Consider the following 25,180-nt stretch of genomic DNA (forward strand, 5'->3'; position numbering starts at 1 on the left):
ATGAACACAGCAGTTAAACAAGCACATCAAAAAGAACTTTTTGGACAACCAGTAGGTTTGTATATTTTATTTTTAACAGAGATGTGGGAGCGATTTTCATATTACGGTATGCGAGCTTTATTAGTTTTGTATATGACAACATCAGCTATGGGAGACGATCCAAGAGGTGCTGGTTTAGGATGGACTAGTAAGGAAGCTCTTGCTCTTTATGGATGGTATACAATGCTTGTTTATGTAATGTCTATTCCTGGAGGAATGATAGCAGATAAATTATTAGGGCAAAAAAAATCTGTGCTGCTTGGAGCCATTATTCTATGTTTAGGACATGGAGTGTTGATATTAACTGATACTTGGGCTTTTTATACAGGTTTAGGTTTAGTTATTTTAGGGGTAGGTTTATTAAAACCGAATATTTCTACAATGGTAGGAGGATTATACAAAGAAGGAGATATTAGAAGAGATAAAGGGTTTTCTATCTTTTACATAGGGATAAATTTAGGGTCGCTTTTAGCAACTATGGTAATCGGTTTAGTAGTAGCTAAATGGGGATGGCATGCTGGTTTTGGTTTAGCAGGTATCGTGATGGTTTTAGGATTAATAAACTATATATACGGGCAAAAATACTTAACAGAAGTTGGTAATTTCGTACCAAGTGAAAATGATGAAAACTCAATTTCGTACGGACAATTATATTCTAAATTATTTAGTTCACCTAAACAATTACTTTTTACAGGATTATTATTAGCTGCATCATTTTTAGGATGGTATAAATTAGGATGGGGATTTGGATTGTTATTTCTATTTTTAACTGCAATAACAGCGTTATTAATGATGATTTACAAAGAATTAGATACGCAAGTTTTTAAAGATCGTTTTTTAGTGCTTCTATTATCTTTTATAATGGTTATTATCTTTTGGGGAGCATTTGAGCAAGCTGGAGGTTTAATGAACTTATACACAGAAACTAATACTGACAGAAACTTATTTGGATGGTTAATTCCAACAGTAATGTTTCAAAGTTTAAATGCAGGATTTATTATTTTGTTTGCAACAGGTGTCGCAGGTTTTTGGGCAAAAAGAAAGTTGAAAGGAAAAGAAGCTTCTTCTTTATTGAAAATGGCTTTAGGTATTATTATAATGGGGTTTGGTTTTCTATTCATGGTATTTGCAGCAATGCAGTTTGAAGAATCAGGAACTTCTAGTATGATTTGGTTAGTATTAGCTTATTTATTTCATACAATTGGTGAATTATGTATTTCACCAGTAGCATTATCATTCATTACAAAATTAGCGCCAGTAAAATACGCAGCTTTAATGATGGGAGTTTATTTTGCGGCTACAGGTTTAGGAAACAAAGTAGCTGGTATTATTGGTGAATCTGCATCTGATTTTGGAGAATTAACTATTTTCTCTGGAATTTTAATCTTTACGGTATTAATTGGTGGAGTATTCATTTTAATGTTAAAACCATTAAAGCGTTTAACTCACGGAGCAGAAGAGAAAGAAAGAGATTTAAAAAATGAAGAAGCTGAAGGATTTGAATTAGCGGATAACAACTAAAAATAAAAACAAAACCTTGTAATATTTACTATTACAAGGTTTTTTTCATTCATAAATTATATAACAAAAATATGAGTACAAACACTATTAGATTTGAGGGTTCTGAAATGAATCGTAAATTATTGATGGGGCACCCATCAGGTTTATTTGTTCTTTTCTTTACAGAAATGTGGGAACGTTTTTCGTATTACGGAATGCGTGCAATTTTAGTATTATTTTTAACATCAGCAATTACAGGAGATAATCCAGGTTGGGGATGGTCTAGAGAAGATGCATTGAGTTTGTATGGTACTTATACAATGTTGGTATATTTTTCGCCAATTATTGGAGGATATTTAGCTGATAAATTTTTAGGGTACAGATATGCGGTTGCTATAGGTGCGTTAATTATGACTTTAGGTCATGCGGCAATGGCTTTAGATACACCTTGGAGTTTGTATTTAGGTATCGGGTTTTTAGTAGCAGGGAATGGTTTGTTTAAGCCAAATATTACTTCTATTATTAATGGTGTCTATAAAAATGCACAAGAGAAAAAAGATGGAGCATTTACAATTTTTTACATGGGAGTAAATGCAGGTGCTTTTGTAGGTATTCTATTGTGTGGATATGTTGGAGAAACTTCAGGATGGCATTATGGTTTTGGATTGGCAGGGATATTTATGTTTTTAGGAATGTTACAGTTTTGGTTTTCTCAAGGTATTTTTGGAAGTATCGGGTTGTCACCATCAAAAACAATTGAGTACAATGATGCAATTGAAAATGTAGAAGAGAAATCATCTATTGTTGAAGAAGAAGTTCCAGCTAATGTTCAAAGAGATCGTTATATTGTTGTTGGTATTTTAGCTTTTTTTACAGTATTCTTTTGGGCTGCTTTTGAGCAAGCGGGTGGTTCTATGACTATTTTTGCAGGAGATTATACAAATAGAGTGTTAGAAGGGAGTTCTGCTAATATATTTAGAATAGCAAATACTTTATTAACAGTAGTGCCATTATTAATAATAACATACGTTTTATTTCAATTATTTAAAATAACTTTTAAAAAATATGCTTTATCTAATATTTTCTTAGGTACAAGTTTTGCTATTATTTGGTGTATTGTTATTTGGATGTTAAAAAATCAATTTAGCGATGTAAAAACTGAAGTTCCGGCTTCATGGTTTTCTATTTTAAATTCATTTTATATTATTGCTTTTGCACCGTTAATTTCTAAAATTTGGGAAAGTAAATTTAATCCTCCAGCAACTGTTAAATTTGGTATGGGATTAGTTCTTTTAGGATTAGGTTTTGGAGTGTTAGCTTATGGTTCATCTGAAATTCCACAAGGAGCGCAAACAGCATCTGTAAGTATGATTTGGTTAATATTAGCATATTTGTTACATACTTTAGGTGAATTATGTTTATCTCCAGTTGGTTTATCATACGTGTCAAAACTTGTACCGGCATCTACTATAGGTGTAATGTTTGGTCTTTGGTATATTGCAGTTGGTATGGGTAATAAAGCTGCAGGTTCTATGGGAGGTATGATTGATAAAATTACTGCCGCTTATGATATGAGTACATTCTTTTTAATTTTTACTATTGTACCAATGCTTGCAGGTTTAATTTTAATGGCATTAACACCTGTGGTTAAAAAATTAATGCACGGAGTTAAGTAGCATTAAAATCTTATAAAAAGGTTAAAAAAACTTTACAGCCTGTCAATTATTAATAATTGACAGGTTTTTTTGTAAATTTGGAATACTTATTGAGACCTAAGAGATATGAAAAAATTAATTTTAGTAGCCGTATTTGTATTTATTTCAGTTGGAGTAAAAGCACAAGAAAAAGTTAATTGGTTAACTTTTGAAGAAGCGATAGAAAAAAACAAAGAAAACCCAAAACCTATTTTAGTCGATTTATATACGGATTGGTGTGGATGGTGTAAAAAAATGGATAAGACTACTTATGCAAATGACATTATTGTTAAGTATATTAATGAGCATTATTATGCCGTAAAAATGGATGGAGAAGGAAAAGAAGATATTAGTTTTAAAGGAAAAACATATAAGTTTGTACAAGAAGGAAGAAGTAAGTATCATGAATTAGCAGTTGCTATTATGAAAGGGAAAATGAGTTATCCTTCTACAGCCTTTTTTGATCCTAAAGAACAATTAATTCTAACAGTTCCTGGGTATTTAGATGAAAAGAAATTCGAAATGGTTTTAGCCTATTTTACAAAAGAAAATTATAAGAACACCAAATGGTCAAAGTTTTCAAAAAACTTTAAAGGGTCTATCTAATTTTTTTATTAATAATATAAGCTCCGTTTTGCCTAGTATGGTGAAACTGAGTTTTTTGTTTTTTACAAGTCAATTCCCATCTGTTTATATAACTTCTGTAATTACTTCCATCAGCAATTATTCTCTTTGGTTTTAAGGTTTTTATCAATCGAGTTAAATTAATTTTAGGAGAATGTTGTAGTATTACAATCGGGTTTTTAACAGCAATATTGTAAATACCTAAGCTATCAACTATTAAAATTTTATCAGTATTAAACTTAAAGTAATTAGGTATTTTATTTGTAGAATAACTTTTTACACTTTCATTTATTCGATAATCTTTAATTGCCTTATCAGTAATTATTTTAAGACTATCCATGTTGTGAAAAACATGCAATTGTTTTCCGTTTCTTATGCCTACTAGATTTTTCCTGCTTTTATTAAAAACTATAATTTCTTGTTTCTGATGTCGATTCCTTTTTTCGAAAATGAAAACAGTTTGCAGTATCACTATGGGCGCAAGTAAAAATAATAATTGTGTTGTTTTTTTGATAATGATGAACTGATAAGCAAATACGATTATAAAATACCAACCAATCATTTCGTAAAAAGACATCGATATTTCTTGCCATAGAAACCCTTCTTGATTCGAAACCCAATCGACTATTTTATTCATTAAAGAAATAACGAATCCGTAAATATCAACAAAAAACTGTGGTAGTAAGTTTAACAACGCAAGTAGTATTACTAAGATTCCGCCGGTTAAGATTCCACCTAAAAACGGAATAATCAATATGTTTGATATGATAAAAAGCCCTGGAAACTGATGAAAATAATACAAGCTAATAGGTAATATTCCTACTTGAGCAGCAACAGAAACTGTAAGTAAACTCCATGTTTTATCGAGTAACCAAAGTTTGGGTTTGTATAATTTGTAGAGTAAGGGTTGTACCCAAATAATTCCGAAAACAGCGAGGTAACTCAACTGAAATCCTACATCAAACAAAAATAAAGGTTTGATTAATAATAAGAAAAACATCGAACTGATTAACGAGTATTCCACGATTCGTTTCTTTTTAAATGATTCGCCAACAGCAATAAAAGTAAACATAGTAACCGCTCTTACAACAGAAGCTGATAATCCCGCGATAAAAGCAAACATCCATAGTAAAACAACGATTAGAACAGTTTTTATAGTTAAGCCATGTTTTAATCGTTCTAAAGGTTTAAATAACGATGATAATACGAGTAAGATAATACCGATATGCAAACCTGAAATTGCCAAAATATGAACGGCACCAGCATTGATATAGCTTTCCAAAAGATTTTTAGAAATATCTTGCCGTTGCCCTAATAACAAAGCATTAATTACCGAAAGTTCATCTTTATTAAAAGAGTATTTTTTTAAAGAAGTTTGAACCTTATTTCTGAATTGAGCTGATAATCCATAAATAGACACAGTTCCTTTTTCTAAACTTTTGTATTCTTTTTTTTGGATAAAAACTTGTTGATAGATGTACTGTTTTGCTAAATAATCTTTGTAATTAAATTGATGCGGATTTAAAGGGTCCCTTAAGTTTTTAAATTCTGATTTCAAAAAAATACGATCATCAACATTTAAAGCTCTTAATGTGCTGTCTTTTTTTAGATTTAATAAAATGGTTCCGCTTGTTGTTTTAGTATCAACCTGAATTACATCAACAACAAATTTATGATTGTAATTACCCGATTTTAGAACTTTATGAATTTTTACAATTACTCCTGAGTTGTTTTTAATACAATGTTGATAGTAGTTTGCATTATTTTTAGGGTTGTGTATAAATGAAGTTGAAACTCCAATAACTACAAAAAATAAAAGTGTTATAAGAGAAAATAATTTACGTTTGTTATTTCTCTTTAATAGAAATAGGAGAAGTAAAAAAAAGCAAATAAAAACGATTAAAAAGTTGAAATCATAGCGCCATATATTCGTGTAAAACTGTAAAATAATTCCGATTATTAAACAGCATAAAAAATGGAAAGGAGAATATTGCAACAACTTTTTCATAACCCATTAAAGTTAATAAAAAATAATTAGTTAGATTTTTGACACTTTTTTTACATTTCATTTTCAATTACTTAGCAGTTGAAGAGTATATTTGTAGTACAGAATATAAAAAAACAAAAAATGAAAGGAAGAATAACTGTTGCCGCAATTTTAGTAATGATAGTAAGTTTTGTTGTTTTTGGCTTTGTAAATAAAAAGGAAACAAAAAAAGAAATTACATCAGTAACATCTGTTAATGTTGTTTCTACAGATTTTGAGAATTCTATTTTAAAATCAACACCTGTAAGAAAACTGACTTACTATGTAAGAGGAGCGAATAACAAAACAATTACAGAAGGTGAATTAAGTAACGTAAAAAATTTAAAAGAAGTATTTGAATATTACCCAACGAGTTGGATTGAAGAATACGTATCCATAGAAATTATTCGAGTAACAAACAACAAAGAGATTAAAGAAATATGTAAGAGTATTGCTTTAAATGCAAAGCAACAAGCACTTTTTAGAAATGCTAAAGTTGGAGATGATTTACGAGTTAAAATTGTTTATAAAACTAAAAATGCAGCTCAAAACTCTTTAAATACAAGTGAAATAAAAAAGATTCTAACTGTTGTTCCAGATGTTTCGGCTCGTTTTGAAGGAGCAGAAAACGCTCTAGAATCTTATTTAAAAAACAATAGTTCTACAGAAATTAAGAATTGGAAATTTAATCCAACACAAAGTGCTACTGCTAGTTTTATGATTGATGAAAAAGGAGCAGCAATTAATATAAATATTGTAGAATCTTCAGGTATCATATCAATTGATAAATCAATAGAACAATTACTAGAGCAAATGCCTAAATGGATACCAGCAAAAAATAGCGCAGGAAAACCCGTAAAGCAAAAAATTGAATTAACAGTTGGCGATACAGGTTGTTAATTAAGATATAGTATCATAAGATATAATTTTAACTTATTTAGGAATATCAAAAACTAAAAAAGCAACCTAAATAAGGTTGCTTTTTTTAATATATTTAAAAGGATATTATGCTATTTCAACAAATAAACCTTCGTCAGTTTTTTCAACTTTAGCTAATTTATTTTTGGTTAAACCTTTAATCGTTTTGTCCCATTTTTTATTAGATAAACCAGATTGTGTTTTTAAATCATTTAAAGCAATCTTTTCAGCTTTTTCAATCAAAGCTAACACTGCTTTTTCATCGTCGTTTAATTCAACAGCAGGCGCTTTTTTCTCAGGTCTCATTTGAGGGAAAAATAACACTTCTTGTATCGATGCATTGTTGGTTAAATACATAATTAAACGATCCATACCAATTCCTAAACCAGACGTTGGAGGCATTCCGTATTCTAAAGCACGTAAAAAATCATGATCAATAAACTCACTCGCTTCATCATCACCACGTTCAGCTAATTTAAGTTGCGCTTCAAAACGCTCACGCTGATCAATTGGGTCGTTTAACTCAGAATATGCATTGGCAATTTCTTTACCACAAACCATTAATTCAAAACGCTCTGTTAATTCAGGGTTGTCTCTGTGTTCTTTACATAAAGGCGACATTTCCTTCGGATAATCAGTAATAAAAGTAGGCTGAATGTAATTTCCTTCACATTTTTCACCAAACATTTCATCAATTAACTTTCCTTTACCCATGGTTGCATCCACCTCAATTCCCATTCCTTTAGCAGCTTCAAAAAGCTCGCTTTCAGACTTTCCGATAATATCAAAACCAGTAAAATGTTTTATAGAATCTGCCATGGTAACTCTTGCATACGGCGCTTTAAAATCAACTTTATGTTCTCCAAAAGTTGTTTCAGTTGTTCCGTTAACGGCAATAGCACAATGTTCTAATAATTTTTCAGTAAAATCCATCATCCAGTTGTAGTCTTTGTAGGCTACATAAATTTCCATTGCTGTAAATTCAGGATTGTGAGTTCTGTCCATTCCTTCATTTCTAAAGTTTTTAGAAAACTCATACACACCATCAAAACCACCAACAATTAATCTTTTAAGATATAATTCGTTCGCAATACGCATGTATAAGGGTACATCTAAAGCATTGTGATGTGTTACAAAAGGTCTTGCAGAAGCACCACCTGCAATAGGTTGTAAAACCGGAGTTTCAACTTCAAAATAACCTGAGTCGTTAAAAAAGTTACGCATCGCAGTAAATAATTTTGTACGCTTAACGAAAACTTCTTTTACGTGTGGGTTTACCACTAAATCGGCATAACGCTGACGGTAACGCATCTCAGGATCTGTAAATCCGTCAAACGTATTTCCTTCGGCATCAACCTTTGGTAAAGGCAATGGTTTTAAAGATTTACTTAATAATTTAAACCCTTTTACCATTACTGTTTTTTCACCAACTTGAGTTGTAAATAATTCACCCTCAATACCAATGAAATCACCAATATCTAATAATTTTTTATATACTTCGTTGTATAAAGTTTTGTCTTCTCCAGCACAAATTTCGTCTCGATTAAAGTAAACCTGAATACGACCTTCGCTATCTTGTAATTCAGCAAACGATGCTTTTCCTTGAATACGACGACTCATTAATCTACCAGCAATTACCACCTTTTTCCCTTCTTCAAATTCCTGTTTAATAACTTTCGAATTTGAATCTAGTGGAAATAAATCAGCAGGGTACGGATTAATACCTAATTCACGTAGTTTTCCTAACTTTTCTCTACGTACAACTTCTTGTTCTGATAATTGCATGGGTTGTTTTTTATAATTTTTAATGAAGCCGCAAAGATACAATCAATTGCAGAATTAAACAATGCTTAAGAAATTGGAAATTTCAAAAAAAAAACAATAAAATCTTGGTGGAGTTAAAAAAGGTTGTATATTTGCAGGCTGCTTTTTTTTAAAGGTAGCATTTAGTTGTGTTGTTAGGCACTTTAAATAGTGTCATGGTTTTGTTAACCAATGGAAAGCTTCCCTGAGATGGGTTGCTTTTTTTTTGCCTTAAATTTAAGTTTTTACTTTTTTTTTGAAGCTATTTCCCGCTTTCCGCACTCGCTCTCTGCGAGGAGCTCAAACAATTGCTACAATCGGGGCTAAACTTATTTATTAAGGATACCGCATTATATAAATGAACTTTTGTATTCCCAAAGTGTCGTAAAAAACAATACAAAATAAACAATAGCTATCGAAAATTTAATGGTGGCAGAGGTAAGAAAACCCAATAAAGCACCAAAGGAAGCTTTAATAGCTCTGTTGGTATCTTTACTATCATAGATTAATTCACCAATAAGCGCACCCAAAAAAGCACCAATTAATATTCCAAACGGAATAGGAGAGAGTAAACCTATAATAAGCCCAATTGTAGTACCGTACACTCCATATTTAGTGCCACCAAAACGTTTTGTTCCCATAGCAGGAATAAAATAATCTAGAATAAATATAATAATAGCAATAGCTAAGGTGATTCCTAAAAACCACCAATCTTGCGGAATTACTTTTGTTAAGTGCAGTATTAATAAGCCAATCCAACTTGTAATTGGGCCAGGTAAAACTGGTAAAAAAGCACCAATGATTCCTAAACAAACAAAACAAAAGCCTACTAAAATTAAAAATATATCCATATAAAAACTATTAATTATCTAACCATAAGACGAAAATAAGAATTGTTTGTTACATATTTATAACTAAAAAATTAGTTATAACTAATTTTTTAGTTATATTTGAATCAAAGTTATTAAAACATACAGTATGAATAAACAATTAACAAAAGCCGAAGAGCAAATAATGCAAGTTTTATGGGAGTTAAAAGAGGCATCTGTAAAAAATGTAATTGAAGAATTACCCATTCCGAAACCAGCATACAATACAGTTTCAACAATTATCAGAATTTTAGAAACCAAAGAATTTGTGGGGCATAAAACAAAAGGACGAGGTTATGTGTATTATCCGTTAATAGAAAAATCGTCATACAGCAACCAAAGTTTACATAAGTTAATGGATGGTTATTTTGGAGGTTCATTTAAAAGTATGGTGTCGTTTTTTATGAAAGAAAATGAGATGAATATTAACGAGCTTGAGAGTATTTTAAAAGAAGCTAATAAAAATAAAAAGTCATGATAAACTATATAATTCAAGTCATCCTATTTCAGGCATTGTTTGTTGCTGTTTATGATTTTTTTTTAAGTAAAGAAACTTTTTTCACTAAAAACAGGTGGTATTTATTAAGTACGTCGGTTATTTCATTCTTATTACCGCTTTTTAAAATACCAACCATACAAAAAGTAGTTCCGTTAGAATACACCATTTTATTACCCGAAGTAGTTTTGTCTCCACAAAGTGTATTGGAAAAAGCAGCTTGGTATCAATCTATAAATTATTTAGATGTATTTTTTACAGTAGGAAGCTTATTCTTTCTTACTATTTTTATTATAAAACTACAGCGAATTGTCCGTTTGGTTTTTAAATACGGAAGTGAAAATAAACAAGCATATAAATTAGTGTTGTTACCTAAAAATGCCAAAGCATTTTCGTTTTTCAACTATATATTTTTAGGAAAAGGAATTCCGGCAGAGAAACAAGAAAAAATAATTGAACACGAGTTAGTACATAGTAGACAAAAACACACCTTCGATTTATTATTTTTCGAGTTTTTAAGAATATTCATGTGGTTTAATCCGATGGTGTATGTGTATCAAAACCGCATATCGTTGGTACACGAATATATTTCAGACGATGTGGTAACGAAATCAACCGAAAAAGAAAATTACATTAATAATTTATTAGCTGATATTTTTCAGGTAGAAAACATCTCATTCGTAAATCAATTTTATAAACATTCATTAATTAAAAAAAGAATTATTATGATGACAAAAGGAAAATCAAAACAAGTAAAGCAATTAAAGTATTTATTATTAATTCCGTTGCTGGCTAGTATGGTGCTCTACACAGCGTGTAGTGATAATGAAAAAAAAGAATCCGAAGAGGAACTGATGACAATTTATAATAGTAAAGAAGGTAAATTAACATCAATAAAAGGAGAGAAAACTAGCTTACTAGATTCTTATTATGGAGATAATAAGGTAGATTTAGGAAAAGAATTATCTATAAAGGAATTATCTGAAGAAGAAAAACAAGAGTTTTTTAATATAAGGGATAAAGTTAATTCGAGTAAAATTGGTTCAACGATGAATGTGAAAATTTTCTCAGGATTTAATGGACGAAAAATTATTGCTCATTTATTTGATTTCTCAAAAAGTGAAAGAAAAAAACACATAAAAGGCGAGGATATTCCATTTTCAATCATAGAAAAAGCACCAACGTTTCCAGGTTGTGAAGAAGGAAATAAAAGTTGTTTAAATAGAAGTTTACAGGATTTTGTAAAAGAAAATTTTGATGTCAAATTAGCAAATGCTTTAGGGTTGAAATCAGGAAAAAAGAAAATTTATGTACAGTTTAAAATAGATAAAGATGGTAGCATTACAGATGTAAAAGCAAGAGCACCACACCCGAAACTAAAAGAAGCGGCAATGGAAATGATTAAAAAGTTACCCCAAATGAAACCTGGTGAGCATGAAGGTAAAAAAGTAAAGGTCGGATATGTGTTACCAATATCATTTATAGTTGAGTAAAATTATATGAAAAATAAAATTTTAAGTATTGTTCTTATTATTTCATTTTTAAAAGTCGGGGCGCAAACCTCGGCTTTTAAATCTATTGATAGCTTGGTACATATTGGTCGTTATCAAAAAGCATTAATACAACTTAAAAAATTGCCAGAGAGTTATCAATCAAACAAAAAAATTGCAAGTATTTATAGTTCGATTGATAACTATAAACAAGCGTCGAAATATTACGAAAAAGCATTATCACTAAATAATGGGTATTCGGTTAAAGTAGCTTTAGGGAAAAGTTATCAGAAAGAAAAAAGGTTGCAAAAAGCAATTACAGTTTTTGAAGAAATTACAAATACAGATTCTGAAAATTTATTAATAAAATATCAATTAGGAAAGCTGTATTTAAAAACGAAACAACCTAAGAAAGCAAAGCTTATTTTTGAGGAACTTCTAAAAAAGGATGAGAGTAATGCTAATTATCATTACCAAATGGCAATTGTATATGCATTATTAAAAAAGAGAGATTTAAAAATTAATAGTTTTTTAGCAACTTATAAAAACGACAACGAACATATAAAAGCAATTCATCAATTAGCGGTTGCTTACACGCTTTTAAGAGATAAAGATTCGGCAAATATTTTTATAGATAGAGGTTTAAAAGTTAACACGAAACATATTGCCTTAAATAAATTAAAGATTAATAAATTATATATAAGCAAAAAGTATGAAGATGCAATTGCCTTGTTGGTTAAGATTGATTCATTAGAACCGAACGAACATTATACGAAAAAGATGTTAGGACGCAGTTTTTTTAAGTTGAAAGACTACGAAAAAGCAAGAAATAATTTTAAGAAAGCACTAAAAATAGATAGAGCTGATTTTAAATCATACACGTATTTAGGGGATATTGATTTTGCTGAAAAAGACTATAAAAGTGCTCGTTTTAATTATTGGTACGGAACGATTGTAGGAAAAGAAAGACGAGATAACGAATATTATCAGTTAGCAAGAACTTATAAAGAATTAGGCAAGCCAAAAGAAGAAATGAATGCTTACCGAAATGCTTATACAGAAAACTATAAGAATTACAGAGCGTTATTTCAATTAGCTAATACTTCTGAAAATTTTTATAAGGATAAGAAAATAGGATATAAGCATTATAAAAATTACCTGAAGAGGTTTGAGACTAAGGATTCTTTACTAACGAGTCAGGTAAAAGTGCGGCTTAAAGAAATAAAAAAGTATTATTTCTTAAAAGGAGAACTGCTAGAGTAAATCATTTTTTGTATTTTCATCTCAAAGTCAGTGAGATGCGGTTTTTTTATGTGATTTTTTTTATAGTAATTTTCACGAGTTTAAGTTGTGGTTTTTTATCAGAAGAGAATAAAAATCACAACTTAAATACTGTTATTGATTATACAAAAGTAGATGTTTCTCCGACTTTTAAAAACTGTAAAAATTTATCGATTAAAAAAAATAGCGTTTGTTTTAGTGAGGAGATAAATAAAAGAATACAAGCCACTTTAATAACTTATAACTTTGTAGCGGAGGAAGATATTAGTGAAGTTATTTTAATTGATTTATTAATTGATAACAAAGGTAATTTTAGGCTTAAAAAAATTACAGCATCGATAGCTATTAAAAATCAATTTCCTAAATTAGATAGTGCTATAAGAAATGCGATTAAAAAATTACCAAGAATTACGCCTGCTTTTAAAAGAGGTGTTCCGGTAATTACACAATATCAATTGCCTATTAAAATAGTAGCAAAAGAGGTAATAGACTAAAAGGGAACAAAAAAATGATAAGACTCATTAATACCCAAAAAGAGAAAATTAGATATTGAGTAATATCCATTTTAATGTTCTTTTTCTTTTTAATGACTGTTTTTAACTCTTTAATTGATAATGCAAGTAATTCCTGTTTGTTAAGTTTTAGGTCTATAATTCCATTTACTTTTATTCCTGCTTTATATCCTTTATAAACTTCTTTGGGGTAATTAAAGAGAGAAAACCCCATTGCCCATAAGCTCATAAAGCCAATAGGAAGATGTTTCCAAAACCCTGTTGATATTTCCCAACCAGCAATAAAAGCTTCACCTTTCCATGTTGTATCGCAACTATACAAAACATGTTGAATGTCATGAATGTGAATAACATCTTTTCTTAACTGAGAATTGGGAAATTTTAATGAGAAAAACCTGAATTTTAATTCAAAAGTATCTTCACTTTCACCACCATCTTTAGCGAAGTTGTTTTCTTTATAAAATTGCTGTAAAGCATCTGCTATTGTCATAGTTTGTAGATTGATAAGACAAAGATATTTTATGCTTTCTTAATTATTCTTGACAATTATCAATAAAATTACTTTGCTCTTATTCTACAAAACGTTTCAGGAGTCATTCCTAAAAAAGAAGCAATATGTTTTGCTGAAATTCTGTTAAAAAGGTATGGTTTTTTGTTTAATAAGATTTCATAACGTTCTTGTGCAGTATGTAGTTGCAAGTCATCAATGCGTTCAACGAGATCTATATAAATTTGTTGCAAAAATAAGCGTCCAAAACGTTCAAATTTAGGATCCGATTCAAATAAGTTTTCTAAATCTGAATGTGATATTTTCAAAACCTCTAAATCTTCTAAGGCTTCAATATTATATTTACTTTTTTTACGTTGAATAAAACTATCAATGGTGGTAATACTTTCTTGTTCTACAGAAATATGAACCGTAATATCTTTTTCTTCCTTGTAATAAAACACACGAGCTGCACCAGATGTAATTATATACATATGGTTACAAATTCTTCCTGCTTCATGTAAAATATGATGCTTCGGGTATTTTTCAAACTCCATTATATTTTGGAAAGCTTCTGCTAACTCAGGATTTTCTAATAATAAAGAAGCATTTTGCTCTAAGAACGAATTCATAATTTACAGTTTTAATAATTCGTCAACAAAATCACGTTTGTTCGATAAACGAGGTACTTTATGTTGGCCACCCAGTTTTCCTTTTTCTCGTAGCCAATCATAAAATAAATTTTCACGAGCTTCATGTATAATCGGCATTGCCAATGTTAAATTGTTGTAGCGTTTAGCCTCGTAATCTGAATTGATAGTTTTTAAAGAATTATCTAACAATTCGGTAAAGTATTTAATATTTTTAGGCGCTTTACTAAACTCGATAATCCACTCATGTCCGCCACTTTTTTTACCATCCATAAAAATAGGTCCAACAGTGTAATCTTTAATATTTGCATCGGTTTTTTCGCTTGCTGCTTTTAATGCTTTTTCAGCATTTTCTATAATTAGTTCCTCGCCAAAAACGTTAATATGATGTTTGGTTCGACCGGTAATTTTAATACGATACGGATCTGTTGAAGTAAATTTAACAGTGTCGCCAATTAAATAACGCCATAAACCACCATTTGTAGTAATTACAATGGCATAATTCACGCCTTTTTTAACTTCGGATAAAGGAATTGTAACAGAATCTTCTCCGTTATAAGTATCCATCGGAATAAACTCATAAAAAATACCATAATCTAACATTAGCAGCATTTCATCAGAATTATTTCTGTCTTGAATTCCAAAAAAACCTTCTGAAGCGTTGTAGGTTTCGTAGTATTTAAAATCCTTTTTCGGAATCAGTTTTTTGTATTGTTCACGATATGGATTAAAGTTTACGCCACCATGAAAATACACTTCTAAATTAGGCCACACTTCTAAAATATTATCTTTTCCTGTTTTTTCTAAAACACGATTTAATAAAACCAACATCCAGCTAGGAACACCAACTAAACTTGTAATGTCTTCGTTGATAGTTTCATCAATAATAGCTTCCATTTTAGTTTCCCATTCGGCCATTAAAGAAACTTCCTGACTAGGAGCAGAGCTAAAGTCTGCCCAAAAAGGCAAGTTTTCCGTTATAATTGCGGATAAATCCCCAAAATAAGAATTATTATCTTCGTAAATAGCCGTACTACCACCTAGTTTTAGTCCTTTACCTTTAAACATCTGCGTGTCTTCATTATTATTAATGTATAAACACAGCATGTCTTTTCCTGCTTTTAAATGACAGTCTTCTAAAGCTTCATCACTAACGGGTATAAACTTACTTTTAGCATTGGTGGTTCCGCTACTTTTTGCAAACCAATGAATTGGTGTGGGCCAAAATAAATTTTGTTCCCCTTTTCTACAACGCTCAATAAGAGGTTCTATGCTTTCGTATTTTTGAATAGGAACACTGGATGAGAAATCAGTGTAATTATGTATTGATGCAAAAGAATGTTGTTTTCCGAACTCGGTATTCTTAGCGGTATTTAGTAATTTTTGTAACAGCTCATTTTGCACATCAACAGGATATTTTAAAAACAATTCTACTTGATGTTTACGCTTTTTTAAAAACCAAGAAATGATAGAATTTATAAATGGAAACGACATATATTACCTCTTAATTTAATTTTTTTACTGTAAGTTTGTGAAGCTAAAAGTAATAAAATTTAAGACATGCAATACCAAGGAGTTTTAAAAAAAATGATAACTGAAAACTTAGAGACGGTTCAATATTATTTAGATATGAAAACCGATTTTATAAATATGAATCAGTTGCTAAATAAGAATATAACATTAAGTTTCGTTAAATATGAATGTTTAAACTGTCATTTAGAAAAAGAGGTATACCGTCAAGGATTTTGTAAAAGTTGTTTTTTTGATACACCAAATGCTGGAGATTGGATTATGCGACCTGAATTAAGTAAAGCGCATTTAGGAATTGAAGATCGCGATTTAGAGTATGAGAAAAAAGTACAATTAAAACCGCATATTGTGTATTTAGCAAACTCTAGTAATGTAAAAGTTGGTGTTACCAGAAAACAGCAAGTGCCAACACGTTGGATAGATCAAGGAGCGCATGAGGCAATTGAAATTGTTGAGGTTCCGAATCGTTATTTAGCAGGAATTACTGAAGTTGCTTTAAAAGAGCATGTAGCTGATAAAACTAATTGGCGAAAAATGCTTAAGAATGATGTTGTAGATGAAAGCTTAGTATCTTGGCAAGAAAAATTACGCGAATTTATACCTGCAGAAGCGCAAGAGTATATTATAGAAAATAATAAAGAGACTGTTATTAATTTTCCGGTTGAAAAATATCCATTAAAACCTAAAAGTTTAAATCTTGTAAAAGAACAAACTTATACGGGTGTTTTAGTTGGGGTAAAAGGGCAGTATTTAATTTTTGAAGACGAAACCGTTTTTAATGTTAGAGCAAATGAAGGTTTGGTGGTGAAAATAGAAGTGGGATAGGTGGTATTATATAAAAAGTCGTTTAAAAAGCGAAATTTCCGTCATTCTGAATCAAGTTCAGAATGGCGTAAAAATATAATTTAAAGAGATATAAAAAAAGCAGCCAACTGGCTGCTTTTTTTATTGTTTTACGATGGTATAGTTTTTATTCATTTTAAGCTCGCTTAGTACATTTAGCGCTTCGTTTAAATAAATGTCTTTTTTTAAGTTCTTGTGCCATACCACACGTTTTTCTTTTAAAACAGTATCTTTTGTAAATAGGTTTAGCTCGTATTTTGGTGAATTGAAAGTTAAGTTAGAGTCAAACTTATAAATGTCTTTAAATTGTTTGGCTTCTTCTATTTTAGTATGACTTTCTTTTTTAAAAGTAGTATAGTTTAAAGAATAGACTCTTTCTTCTTGGCTTTTCTTTAACCATTTAGCGTATTCATTAATCTTCTTAAATTTTTGATTGTTTAAAATACGTTGCTGACTATTGTAAACAGCATCGCCAAAGTTACTGTATGAATTTGTAGCATTATATTTAGCTTGTTGCACCTTATCCCAAGGTAATGCACCATCTAAATCGCGTTCTCCAAATTTCATATAACTATACCTACTTGGTAATGATATATCAGAATATACACCTTCAATTTGAGTAGAGCCTCCGTTTATTCTGTAGAATTTTTGGATAGTCATTTTTAAAGCTCCTAAATCACTCGGATACTTTTCGTAAAAACGATTGATAGGTAACACATTTTGCACGGTTCCTTTTCCGTAGGTTTGTTTACTACCTATAATTACCCCACGTTTATAATCTTGCATTGCGGCAGCAAAAATTTCGGAAGCCGAAGCAGAAAATTCATTTACCATCACTACTAAAGGTCCGTTCCATTGAATTTTAGCATCAGTATCATTTTTTACTAACGGTTCTTCATCTCTGTATTTTACTTGTACAATCGGCCCTTTTTCAATAAATAAGCCACCAATTTCAATAGCTGTTTTTAAAGAACCACCACCATTATCACGTAAATCAACAATTAATCCTTTTACGTTTTCTTTTTTTAAACGCTCAATTTCTTTTTCCATATCCTTAGCAGCATCTCTACGGCTTAGGTCATTAAAATCGATATAGAATCTTGGTAAATCTATAATTCCGTATTTTTCACCATTTTTTTCAACAATACTCGATTTCACAAACGTTTCCTCTAGTTCAACAACATCTCTAATAATAGAAATAACTTTAGTTGAACCATCAAATTTTTTCTTAACAGTTAATCGAACTTCTGTTCCTTTTTTTCCTTTGATAAATTTAATAGCATCGTCTAAACGCATTCCAACAATATCCAAAGGTTTTGCATCACCTTGTGCTACTTTTAAAATAATATCATCTGGCTCTAAATCACCTTGTTTCCAAGCTGGACCTCCAGAAATAAGCTCAATAATATGGGTGTACATCCCTTTTTTTTGTAAACGAGCGCCAATTCCTTCTAATTTACCTGACATTTCTTGATCGAAACGAGATTTTAAACGAGGAGACATATAAGTTGTATGTGGGTCGAAACCACCAACGACACTATTTAAGAAAGTAGAATACCAATCAGAATTTTCAAGTTCATCAATACGTTGGTATAATTCGTTCATACTTTTTAAGACTTCTTTTCTAGCTTCTGCTTCAAATTCAGAAAATGTTTTCTTTTTAAAATTTTTATCCTTTTTAACTTTTTCTTTTTGTAAATCTTCCGAGTCTTCAACTCTACTTAAAATAGATAATTTTAATTGTTTTCTCCAATAATCTACCAATTCACTTTCGTTTTTAGCAAAAGGTACTTTGTCATAATCCATATCAATAACTTCCTCTTTTTTGTAATTAAAAGATTCGGTTAATAGGCTACGGTAGTTATTTTTGGCAACTCCTAATTTTGTTAAAAATCGATTGTAAACTAATTTATAAAAATCAAGTTTACTATTTTTTAATTGATCATCAATTTGATATTTAAATTGAGAAAATTCTTTTAAATCTTCTTGCGTAAAATATCTTTTACTAGGATCTAAGTCGTTAATAAATGTTGTGTATACATGTTCAGAGAAATCATCATTTAAATCTTTCTGAACATAATGATATCTACTTAAAATATTTTTTAAAACATATATAATAACCCTATCCTTCTCAGGATCTGCTTTTGAAATAGTATTCGAATAAGTTGTGTTTGAAAATAATAGCGTTATTGCTAAAAAAGGAATGATAAATTTCGTCTTCATGTATCTTCTGTCTTTAATTGTGTTCTAACATTGCTAAGCTACTAAAATAATGCCAATTTTTAATAGTAGTATTTTTTTTGTCGTTTAAATAAGTAAGTAGTTACAAGTCGTAAATTTATTTTTTAAATTTAATGAGTTTTTTAACCTTAATTCAAAAGTAAAAAAAGAACATTCACTAAGAGTTATAGGAGGTATTTACGTTTTCTTAAGTAGTTATTACTGATAAAAAAGTACTCACAATAAAAATAGATAAATAAACAATAAATCGTAACATGTTGTTTGTGTTTGATTACTACAATTTTACGTATAAAATAAAGGAGTATGTCTTTACAAAATGTTAAAATAATAATGCTTTTTTTGTGTTACATTTGTTGTAAAACTAATACACTATGCAAGAAAGACCCTTAATCTTGGTAACGAATGATGACGGAATTACCGCGCCAGGTATTCGTATGCTTATTGAAATAATGAATAAAATAGGTGACGTTGTTGTTGTTGCTCCTGATAGTCCGCAAAGCGGAATGGGACATGCAATTACGGTAGACAATGTGTTGCGTTGTAATCCAATTACAATTGATGAAGGGCCGCAAATTGAATACAGTTGTTCTGGTACACCTGCCGATTGTGTGAAGATGGCAAAGAATGAAATTTTAAATAGAATTCCAGATTTATGTGTTTCAGGAATTAATCATGGTGCAAATTCATCAATAAATGTTCTATATTCAGGAACGATGAGTGCAGCTGTTGAAGCAGGTATTGAAGGGATTCCTGCTATTGGTTTTTCTTTATTAGATTTTGATTGGCATGCCGATTTTAGAGCAGCTAAAAAATACATTGAAAAAATAGTATTGAATGTTTTATTAAACGGTTTACCAGATGGCGTAGTGTTAAATGTAAATATACCGAAGTTAAAAGAAGATGAAATAAAAGGCGTACGTGTTTGCCGTCAAGCAAATGGTTATTGGAAAGAGAATTTCGACAAACGTAAGAGTCCGTACGGTAAAGAATATTATTGGTTATCAGGTGAGTTTGTAAATAAAGATAAAGGACAAGATACCGATATTTGGGCGTTAGAAAATGGATTCATTTCAATGGTTCCTGTTCATTTTGATATGACAGCGCATCATGCAATTCAAAAATTAAACTCATGGGACATATAAATAAAGAAGTTGTAATAGGCATTTTAGCATCTATAGTAGCAACATCATGTGGACTTTTTATTTATTTAGAATTTATATCTGCGGATACCATTTCAGAAACATTTAAAAAAGTAATAGAAGGTGGTGTTTTAGGACCGGTTTTAGCATTGGCAGCGATTCCTAATTTATTTGTTTTTTGGGTATTTTTAAAAAAGAATCAAGATTATAGAGCAAGAGGTGTTTTAATAACTACGGTAACTGTAGCGCTGGTAACACTAATTTTAAAATTTATTTAAGTAAATTATAATGAAATATTATATTCTTGTAGGAGAGGCTTCAGGTGATTTGCATGGTGCTAATTTGATGAAAGCTTTATTAAAAGAAGATCCATCCGCAGAAATTCGTTTTTGGGGTGGTGATTTAATGCAAGAAGTAGGAGGTAGGCTTGTAAAGCATTATAAAGAACGTGCTTTTATGGGCTTTATAGAGGTGTTAATGAATTTGCGAAAGATAGTTGGAATGCTATCTTTTTGTAAAAAAGACATCGCCAGTTTTAAGCCAGACGTGTTAATTTTAATTGATAATTCTGGTTTTAATCTTCGGATAGCTAAATGGGCTAAAGAACATAATTTTAAAACCAATTATTATATATCGCCACAGGTTTGGGCAAGTAGAGCAGGTAGGGTAAAAGATATAAAACGTGATGTTGATGCAATGTTTGTAATCCTTCCGTTTGAAAAAGATTTTTATCAAAAATATAACTACGATGTGCATTTTGTAGGGCATCCGTTGATAGACGGAATTGCGGGTAGGAAACAAGTAGATGAAATAGCGTTTAGGAAACAGCATGATTTAGGAGGTAAAGAAATTATTGTTTTGTTACCTGGGAGTAGAAAACAAGAAATTACAAAAATGTTATCAGTAATGCTTTCTTTAGTTAACGATTTTTCTAGTTACCAATTTGTTGTTGCCGGAGCTCCGAGTCAGCCTTATGAGTTTTATAAAGAATTTATTGGAGATTCTAACGTTAAGTTTATTAACAATAAAACATACGACTTATTAAGTATTTCTCATGCCGCATTAGTAGCATCAGGAACGGCAACTTTAGAAACAGCACTGTTTAAAGTGCCGCAAGTGGTTTGTTATAAAGGAAGTAATATTTCATATCAAATAGCAAAACGAATTATTACTTTAAAGTATATTTCGTTGGTGAATTTAATTATGGATAAAGAGGTGGTGACTGAATTGATTCAGAATGATTTTACAAAAAAGAATCTAGCAAAAGAACTAAAGCATATTCTAGACACTAAACATCGAGAAGAATTGTTTTTATCTTATTTCGATTTAGAACAAAAATTAGGAGGTAAAGGAGCCTCTGAAAAAACAGCAAAATTAATTGTAAGTGGATTGCAATAATGTATGTCTTCTCGTGCGTAGTTGGGAGACATCAAAAATGAGTAGAATTAAATATCGACTACGTTCGATTTAACAATAACATGATAAAAAAATCACTTTTCATTGTACTTCTTTCTTTTTTAATGGTTTCGTGTGGAGCATCAAAAAATGTAACAGTATATAAAAAACCAAAAAAAGTTATAGTAAAAAGAACCCCTTCAAAAGGAAAACCAACCATAGCAGATAAAATTGTTTGGACGGCGGTAACATATAAAGGTGTGCCTTATAAATATGGAGGGATAACAAACAGAGGAATGGATTGTTCTGGCTTAATTCATACTTCTTTTAAGCAGCGTAAAGTTCAATTGCCTAGAACATCACGTGATATGTACACTAAAGGCTATGTAATTTCTTTACGACAGGTACAACGTGGTGATTTATTATTTTTTAAAACATCTAGAAAAGGCCGAGGCGTTAATCATGTAGGTTTGGTTACTTCTATTAAAAATGGAGATATTCGTTTTATTCACTCTACAAGTTCTCGTGGAGTTATTGTTACGTCACTACATGAAAATTATTGGAGTAGGGCGTTTATAAAAGCGAAAAGAGTTTTGTGATAGATGTATAAAAACAAAATTTTACTGTTAATTATTATTGGGTTTATCGCTTTTCAATTTATCAGTCAAGATGATCAAGAATTAGGTAAAAAAGAGGGGCAGGTAGCTACAAAAAAAACAAAGATTAAGAAGTTGTTAGCGATAGCAAATTCATATAAAGATGTTTCTTATAAGGCTGGAGGAACAACAAAAAACGGAATGGATTGTTCTGGGCTTGTAAACACATCGTTTAGACAAATAGGTATTAAATTACCGCGTTCATCAAAAGCAATAAGTACTAAAGGAAAAGAAATTTCGCTAGTTGATGTGAGATTAGGAGATTTGCTTTTTTTTGATATTGCTCGTTTAAAAGGCCGAATAAATCATGTTGGATTAATAACTTCAATAGAGAGTGGTGAAATATTTTTTATCCATTCAACAACTTTAAAAGGGGTTATTATATCTTCAATGAATGAGTCGTATTGGGAAAAGGAGTTTGTACTAGCGAAGCGAATATTTTAATCTATTCATAAAATAATTAGTGACGTTAATAGTATTAAAATAATTTAATACTTTTGAACATATCCCTTAAAACCTTATTTAAAAATGAACACATTGAATGTAGTTATTATTGAAGATGAAGATTTAGCTGCCTCTTCTTTAGAAAGTTTATTGCTTAAAAGTTCACATTCAATTTCTGTAAAAAAGCGATTGGAAAGTGTTGAAGATTCAATTCTTTGGCTTAAAGAAAACACTTGTGATTTAATTTTAAGCGACATTCACCTTGGTGATGGTTATAGTTTTGAAATTTTTGAGAATTTAAAAATCTCAACACCTATTATTTTTACAACAGCTTTTGACGAGTATGCAATCAAGTCTTTTCAGTTTTTTGCTATAGATTATTTATTAAAACCATATAGTGAAGAATTACTTAACAAAGCGATAGAAAAATACATAAACCTTAATGAAAATAAAGGGTATACTGATAAGCTAGAGCAATTACTATTGCAAATGAATAGCAAAATACAGCATCAAAAAGAAAAAGAACGTTTTTTAGTATCCAAAGGAAGTTTATCTATTTCTATAAAAAGAGAAGACGTTGCTTATTTTATGGCACAAGGAAAGTATTTATTCTTATTTACTTTTGATAATGAAAGTTATCTTTATGACGGGACAATTTCTAGCTTAGAAGAAGAACTATCTGAAAAATACTTTTTTAAAATTAATAGGAAATATATTTTACAGCATTCAGCGATTAATAACATATCAAAATACAGTAACAATCGTATAAAAATAGAATTACAACCAAACTTAAATGTAGAGGAAATGCTTTTAGTGAGCGCTCAAAGAATAAAAGAATTTAAAAAGTGGTTGGATAACTAGTTTTTATGAAGTTTCCGTTAAAAAAAAGAAAGCATCAATATTATCTCTTAGTAAGTGTATCGTTAATCGTATTGTTTTTTATTGGATATAGATTAATAACTAATAAAATAGCTTTAGAAGCTGAGAGCTTGATAGAGGTTGTTATAAAACAATATGCAAAAGAAAAGGAAAGTATTTTGCAATTTGACTTTAATGAATTTAATAAATTCATTATCGATACTCAAAAAATTATAGAAAGTAGTGATGACTTAGGTAGAAGTGAGCTAAAAAATAGATTACTTTTTAATAGTGAATTAGCTTTCTCTGAAGAAAATATAGATATTAGTTTTGTTTACTTTCTAGACGATAATGAAGTTTTAGATTCTTACTTTTTTGGTAGTATGGATGCTAATAAAAGTGTATTAGAAAAGGCGAAATCTCTTGAAGATAAAAACCAAGTTTTTGATACAATTTTAAATTTAAGAGGTAAAATATACTACCGAAAGGTTATCAAACATAAATTGCAAGATGGCACTTTCGTTGTTTTTGGTTATGATATTAACCTGTTGAAGTATTGGGATTATTTTTCACAAAAATATAGTGGTAAAGGAGGGTATGTTACTTTAACGAATAAAGAGGGGGTTTGTATGCTGCATCCTGAAATAGGATATATAGGAAAGTATGAAGCTTCTTTTTTTGATAAAGTTTCGTTGAATGAGATTGTTGAAAATTTTGAACAGCAGGATTTTAAAAAGAAAAATCAAGTTAAAGTAGCTGTAACTTCTGAATATTTGAATTTAGAAGTAATGCGTTATTATGATGTTATACAGGTGGGTAACTCGGAATTGATTTTAATAACAAGTTTTCCTTTAAATATTTTTATTAAAGAGTCTGTAAACAATATAAAGCAATATTTACTATGGATGAGTTTATTAGCATTACTAACCTTTTTGTTAATACTCGCTTTTTCCCGAAGTCAACTAAGAAGTCAGTATTTAAAAACGCTTCAGTACGAGCAAGAAAGAAAACGATTGGCTATCAGTAATGAACAGTATCAACAAAAAAATGCTCGATTACAGTTAAGTCAGTTGCGAAAAAAGTTAAATCCCCATTTTTTATTCAACACGTTAAATTCTTTACATGCTCTAATAGGTTTAGATAAAACAACCTCTCAGCAGTTTGTACTAAAATTATCTGAAGTTTATAGGTACTTATTAAAAGAAAGAGAGGCTAATTTTACTACTGTTAAAGAAGAGCTAGATTTTTTAAAACAGTATTTCTTTTTGCAAAAAATCAGATTTAATAATAGTATAAACTTAAGTATTGTAGATAATAGCGAAGAAGATAAAGCATTATTCAATAAAATTCCATTTCTAGCATTAGAAACATTAGTAGAAAATGCTATTAAACATAATGAGATAACAAAAAAGAACCCTCTTTTTGTTGAAGTTTTAATAGAAAACGATATAATTATAGTGAGTAACAATTATAATCCAAGAAAAGGCGAGAAAGAAGCAAGCTACAGTGTCGGTTTAAGTTATTTGAATAATTTTTATGCATTTTATAATGTAAATTCATTTAAAACAGAGATTGTTTGGGGTAAATTTAAATGTTATCTTCCTTTATTGTCAAAATAATAAAACTCACTCCTTAAAAAAGTTATTTCACTCTCATTTAGTTTTTAAAAAGCATCTTCAGTTCTA

Annotated in this window: 23 protein-coding genes; 16 read left to right on the plus strand and 7 right to left on the minus strand. The window is 30.0% G+C overall.

Annotation, left to right across the window (positions count from 1 at the left end):
* The 3 genes from N2251_RS01560 (at position 1) to N2251_RS01570 (ending at position 3,839) form a co-directional block, all read left to right on the plus strand.
* The gene (locus N2251_RS01560) at positions 1-1,560 is read left to right on the plus strand and encodes a peptide MFS transporter (protein WP_260584929.1); all 1,560 of its coding nucleotides are present in this window, start codon (positions 1-3) and stop codon (positions 1,558-1,560) included.
* Positions 1,561-1,631: 71 nt separating this feature from the next.
* Positions 1,632-3,215: a peptide MFS transporter gene (locus tag N2251_RS01565; RefSeq protein ID WP_260584930.1), complete on the plus strand. Its 1,584-nt coding sequence runs from the start codon at positions 1,632-1,634 to the stop codon at positions 3,213-3,215.
* Between the two features lie 105 nt (positions 3,216-3,320).
* Entirely contained in the window at positions 3,321-3,839 is a 519-nt protein-coding gene (locus N2251_RS01570; RefSeq protein WP_260584931.1) for a thioredoxin family protein, read from the plus strand.
* Here the strand turns inward: N2251_RS01570 and N2251_RS01575 are convergent.
* The gene (locus tag N2251_RS01575) at positions 3,832-5,865 is read right to left on the minus strand and encodes a ComEC/Rec2 family competence protein (protein WP_260584932.1); all 2,034 of its coding nucleotides are present in this window, start codon (positions 5,863-5,865) and stop codon (positions 3,832-3,834) included. The genes N2251_RS01570 and N2251_RS01575 overlap by 8 nt on opposite strands.
* Positions 5,866-5,985: 120 nt before the next feature.
* Here N2251_RS01575 and N2251_RS01580 point away from each other — a divergent pair, with 120 nt between their 5' ends.
* The gene (locus N2251_RS01580; protein WP_260584933.1) at positions 5,986-6,783 is read left to right on the plus strand and encodes an energy transducer TonB; all 798 of its coding nucleotides are present in this window, start codon (positions 5,986-5,988) and stop codon (positions 6,781-6,783) included.
* Positions 6,784-6,888: 105 nt separating this feature from the next.
* On the opposite strand, the gene lysS is transcribed toward N2251_RS01580, so the two are convergent.
* Entirely contained in the window at positions 6,889-8,586 is a 1,698-nt protein-coding gene (gene lysS / locus N2251_RS01585; RefSeq protein ID WP_260584934.1) for a lysine--tRNA ligase, read from the minus strand.
* 368 nt (positions 8,587-8,954) lie between these two features.
* Complete coding sequence (locus N2251_RS01590) at positions 8,955-9,455, minus strand: DUF456 domain-containing protein (protein ID WP_260584935.1); 501 nt, start codon at positions 9,453-9,455, stop codon at positions 8,955-8,957.
* Between the two features lie 127 nt (positions 9,456-9,582).
* Here N2251_RS01590 and N2251_RS01595 point away from each other — a divergent pair, with 127 nt between their 5' ends.
* Genes N2251_RS01595 through N2251_RS01610 form a run of 4 tightly spaced genes read left to right on the plus strand, consistent with a single transcriptional unit; the run spans position 9,583 to position 13,234 of the window.
* Positions 9,583-9,951 (plus strand): BlaI/MecI/CopY family transcriptional regulator, encoded by a 369-nt coding sequence (locus tag N2251_RS01595; RefSeq protein WP_260584936.1) that lies wholly within the window; start codon positions 9,583-9,585, stop codon positions 9,949-9,951.
* The gene (locus tag N2251_RS01600) at positions 9,948-11,462 is read left to right on the plus strand and encodes a M56 family metallopeptidase (protein WP_260584937.1); all 1,515 of its coding nucleotides are present in this window, start codon (positions 9,948-9,950) and stop codon (positions 11,460-11,462) included. The genes N2251_RS01595 and N2251_RS01600 overlap by 4 nt, the downstream gene beginning before the upstream one ends.
* Before the next feature lie 6 nt (positions 11,463-11,468).
* Positions 11,469-12,722, plus strand: coding sequence for a tetratricopeptide repeat protein (locus N2251_RS01605; RefSeq protein WP_260584938.1), 1,254 nt, complete (start codon positions 11,469-11,471; stop codon positions 12,720-12,722).
* A gap of 35 nt (positions 12,723-12,757) precedes the next feature.
* Positions 12,758-13,234, plus strand: a complete 477-nt coding sequence (locus tag N2251_RS01610; protein ID WP_260584939.1) for a hypothetical protein — start codon at positions 12,758-12,760, stop codon at positions 13,232-13,234.
* Here the strand turns inward: N2251_RS01610 and N2251_RS01615 are convergent.
* From N2251_RS01615 to N2251_RS01625, 3 genes are all read right to left on the minus strand, one after another.
* Entirely contained in the window at positions 13,203-13,742 is a 540-nt protein-coding gene (locus N2251_RS01615) for a hypothetical protein (protein ID WP_260584940.1), read from the minus strand. The two genes, N2251_RS01610 and N2251_RS01615, sit on opposite strands and share 32 nt — an antisense overlap.
* Before the next feature lie 68 nt (positions 13,743-13,810).
* Positions 13,811-14,371, minus strand: coding sequence for a Crp/Fnr family transcriptional regulator (locus N2251_RS01620; protein ID WP_260584941.1), 561 nt, complete (start codon positions 14,369-14,371; stop codon positions 13,811-13,813).
* 3 nt (positions 14,372-14,374) lie between these two features.
* Positions 14,375-15,883, minus strand: coding sequence for a GH3 auxin-responsive promoter family protein (locus N2251_RS01625; RefSeq protein WP_260584942.1), 1,509 nt, complete (start codon positions 15,881-15,883; stop codon positions 14,375-14,377).
* A gap of 66 nt (positions 15,884-15,949) precedes the next feature.
* On the opposite strand from N2251_RS01625, the gene N2251_RS01630 reads away from it, so the two are divergent.
* Positions 15,950-16,744: a DUF2797 domain-containing protein gene (locus N2251_RS01630; RefSeq protein ID WP_260584943.1), complete on the plus strand. Its 795-nt coding sequence runs from the start codon at positions 15,950-15,952 to the stop codon at positions 16,742-16,744.
* Positions 16,745-16,864: 120 nt separating this feature from the next.
* Here the strand turns inward: N2251_RS01630 and N2251_RS01635 are convergent, their stop codons facing one another.
* Positions 16,865-18,985 carry a carboxy terminal-processing peptidase gene (locus tag N2251_RS01635; RefSeq protein WP_260584944.1) on the minus strand — a complete coding sequence of 707 codons (2,121 nt, stop codon included), beginning with the start codon at positions 18,983-18,985 and terminating at the stop codon, positions 16,865-16,867.
* Between the two features lie 389 nt (positions 18,986-19,374).
* On the opposite strand from N2251_RS01635, the gene surE reads away from it, so the two are divergent.
* The 7 genes from surE (at position 19,375) to N2251_RS01670 (ending at position 25,114) form a co-directional block, all read left to right on the plus strand.
* A complete protein-coding gene (gene surE, locus N2251_RS01640) occupies positions 19,375-20,145 on the plus strand; it encodes a 5'/3'-nucleotidase SurE (RefSeq protein WP_260584945.1) in 771 nt (256 codons plus the stop codon).
* The gene (locus N2251_RS01645; protein WP_260584946.1) at positions 20,133-20,420 is read left to right on the plus strand and encodes a hypothetical protein; all 288 of its coding nucleotides are present in this window, start codon (positions 20,133-20,135) and stop codon (positions 20,418-20,420) included. Before surE ends, N2251_RS01645 begins: the two co-directional genes overlap by 13 nt.
* Before the next feature lie 10 nt (positions 20,421-20,430).
* Entirely contained in the window at positions 20,431-21,540 is a 1,110-nt protein-coding gene (gene lpxB / locus N2251_RS01650) for a lipid-A-disaccharide synthase (RefSeq protein ID WP_260584947.1), read from the plus strand.
* 80 nt (positions 21,541-21,620) lie between these two features.
* A complete protein-coding gene (locus tag N2251_RS01655) occupies positions 21,621-22,136 on the plus strand; it encodes a C40 family peptidase (RefSeq protein ID WP_260584948.1) in 516 nt (171 codons plus the stop codon).
* Positions 22,137-22,139: 3 nt separating this feature from the next.
* On the plus strand, positions 22,140-22,637 hold the full coding sequence (locus N2251_RS01660) for a C40 family peptidase (protein ID WP_260584949.1): 498 nt from the start codon (positions 22,140-22,142) through the stop codon (positions 22,635-22,637).
* Between the two features lie 84 nt (positions 22,638-22,721).
* A complete protein-coding gene (locus N2251_RS01665) occupies positions 22,722-23,498 on the plus strand; it encodes a LytR/AlgR family response regulator transcription factor (protein ID WP_245662301.1) in 777 nt (258 codons plus the stop codon).
* A gap of 5 nt (positions 23,499-23,503) precedes the next feature.
* Positions 23,504-25,114, plus strand: coding sequence for a sensor histidine kinase (locus N2251_RS01670; RefSeq protein WP_260584950.1), 1,611 nt, complete (start codon positions 23,504-23,506; stop codon positions 25,112-25,114).
* The last annotated feature ends 66 nt before the right edge of the window (positions 25,115-25,180 follow it).

The sequence above is a fragment of the Tenacibaculum haliotis genome (genome assembly GCF_025215075.1).
Classification (GTDB): domain Bacteria; phylum Bacteroidota; class Bacteroidia; order Flavobacteriales; family Flavobacteriaceae; genus Polaribacter; species Polaribacter haliotis_B.

Excerpts from the sequence above, each read along its gene's own strand:
- N2251_RS01560 (WP_260584929.1), top strand. The coding sequence starts at position 1 with ATGAACACAGCAGTTAAACAAGCACATCAAAAAGAACTTTTTGGACAA.
- N2251_RS01565 (WP_260584930.1), top strand. The coding sequence starts at position 1,632 with ATGAGTACAAACACTATTAGATTTGAGGGTTCTGAAATGAATCGTAAA.
- N2251_RS01570 (WP_260584931.1), top strand. The coding sequence starts at position 3,321 with ATGAAAAAATTAATTTTAGTAGCCGTATTTGTATTTATTTCAGTTGGA.
- N2251_RS01575 (WP_260584932.1), bottom strand. The coding sequence starts at position 5,865 with ATGAAAAAGTTGTTGCAATATTCTCCTTTCCATTTTTTATGCTGTTTA.
- N2251_RS01580 (WP_260584933.1), top strand. The coding sequence starts at position 5,986 with ATGAAAGGAAGAATAACTGTTGCCGCAATTTTAGTAATGATAGTAAGT.
- lysS (WP_260584934.1), bottom strand. The coding sequence starts at position 8,586 with ATGCAATTATCAGAACAAGAAGTTGTACGTAGAGAAAAGTTAGGAAAA.
- N2251_RS01590 (WP_260584935.1), bottom strand. The coding sequence starts at position 9,455 with ATGGATATATTTTTAATTTTAGTAGGCTTTTGTTTTGTTTGTTTAGGA.
- N2251_RS01595 (WP_260584936.1), top strand. The coding sequence starts at position 9,583 with ATGAATAAACAATTAACAAAAGCCGAAGAGCAAATAATGCAAGTTTTA.
- N2251_RS01600 (WP_260584937.1), top strand. The coding sequence starts at position 9,948 with ATGATAAACTATATAATTCAAGTCATCCTATTTCAGGCATTGTTTGTT.
- N2251_RS01605 (WP_260584938.1), top strand. The coding sequence starts at position 11,469 with ATGAAAAATAAAATTTTAAGTATTGTTCTTATTATTTCATTTTTAAAA.
- N2251_RS01610 (WP_260584939.1), top strand. The coding sequence starts at position 12,758 with ATGCGGTTTTTTTATGTGATTTTTTTTATAGTAATTTTCACGAGTTTA.
- N2251_RS01615 (WP_260584940.1), bottom strand. The coding sequence starts at position 13,742 with ATGACAATAGCAGATGCTTTACAGCAATTTTATAAAGAAAACAACTTC.
- N2251_RS01620 (WP_260584941.1), bottom strand. The coding sequence starts at position 14,371 with ATGAATTCGTTCTTAGAGCAAAATGCTTCTTTATTATTAGAAAATCCT.
- N2251_RS01625 (WP_260584942.1), bottom strand. The coding sequence starts at position 15,883 with ATGTCGTTTCCATTTATAAATTCTATCATTTCTTGGTTTTTAAAAAAG.
- N2251_RS01630 (WP_260584943.1), top strand. The coding sequence starts at position 15,950 with ATGCAATACCAAGGAGTTTTAAAAAAAATGATAACTGAAAACTTAGAG.
- N2251_RS01635 (WP_260584944.1), bottom strand. The coding sequence starts at position 18,985 with ATGAAGACGAAATTTATCATTCCTTTTTTAGCAATAACGCTATTATTT.
- surE (WP_260584945.1), top strand. The coding sequence starts at position 19,375 with ATGCAAGAAAGACCCTTAATCTTGGTAACGAATGATGACGGAATTACC.
- N2251_RS01645 (WP_260584946.1), top strand. The coding sequence starts at position 20,133 with ATGGGACATATAAATAAAGAAGTTGTAATAGGCATTTTAGCATCTATA.
- lpxB (WP_260584947.1), top strand. The coding sequence starts at position 20,431 with ATGAAATATTATATTCTTGTAGGAGAGGCTTCAGGTGATTTGCATGGT.
- N2251_RS01655 (WP_260584948.1), top strand. The coding sequence starts at position 21,621 with ATGATAAAAAAATCACTTTTCATTGTACTTCTTTCTTTTTTAATGGTT.
- N2251_RS01660 (WP_260584949.1), top strand. The coding sequence starts at position 22,140 with ATGTATAAAAACAAAATTTTACTGTTAATTATTATTGGGTTTATCGCT.
- N2251_RS01665 (WP_245662301.1), top strand. The coding sequence starts at position 22,722 with ATGAACACATTGAATGTAGTTATTATTGAAGATGAAGATTTAGCTGCC.
- N2251_RS01670 (WP_260584950.1), top strand. The coding sequence starts at position 23,504 with ATGAAGTTTCCGTTAAAAAAAAGAAAGCATCAATATTATCTCTTAGTA.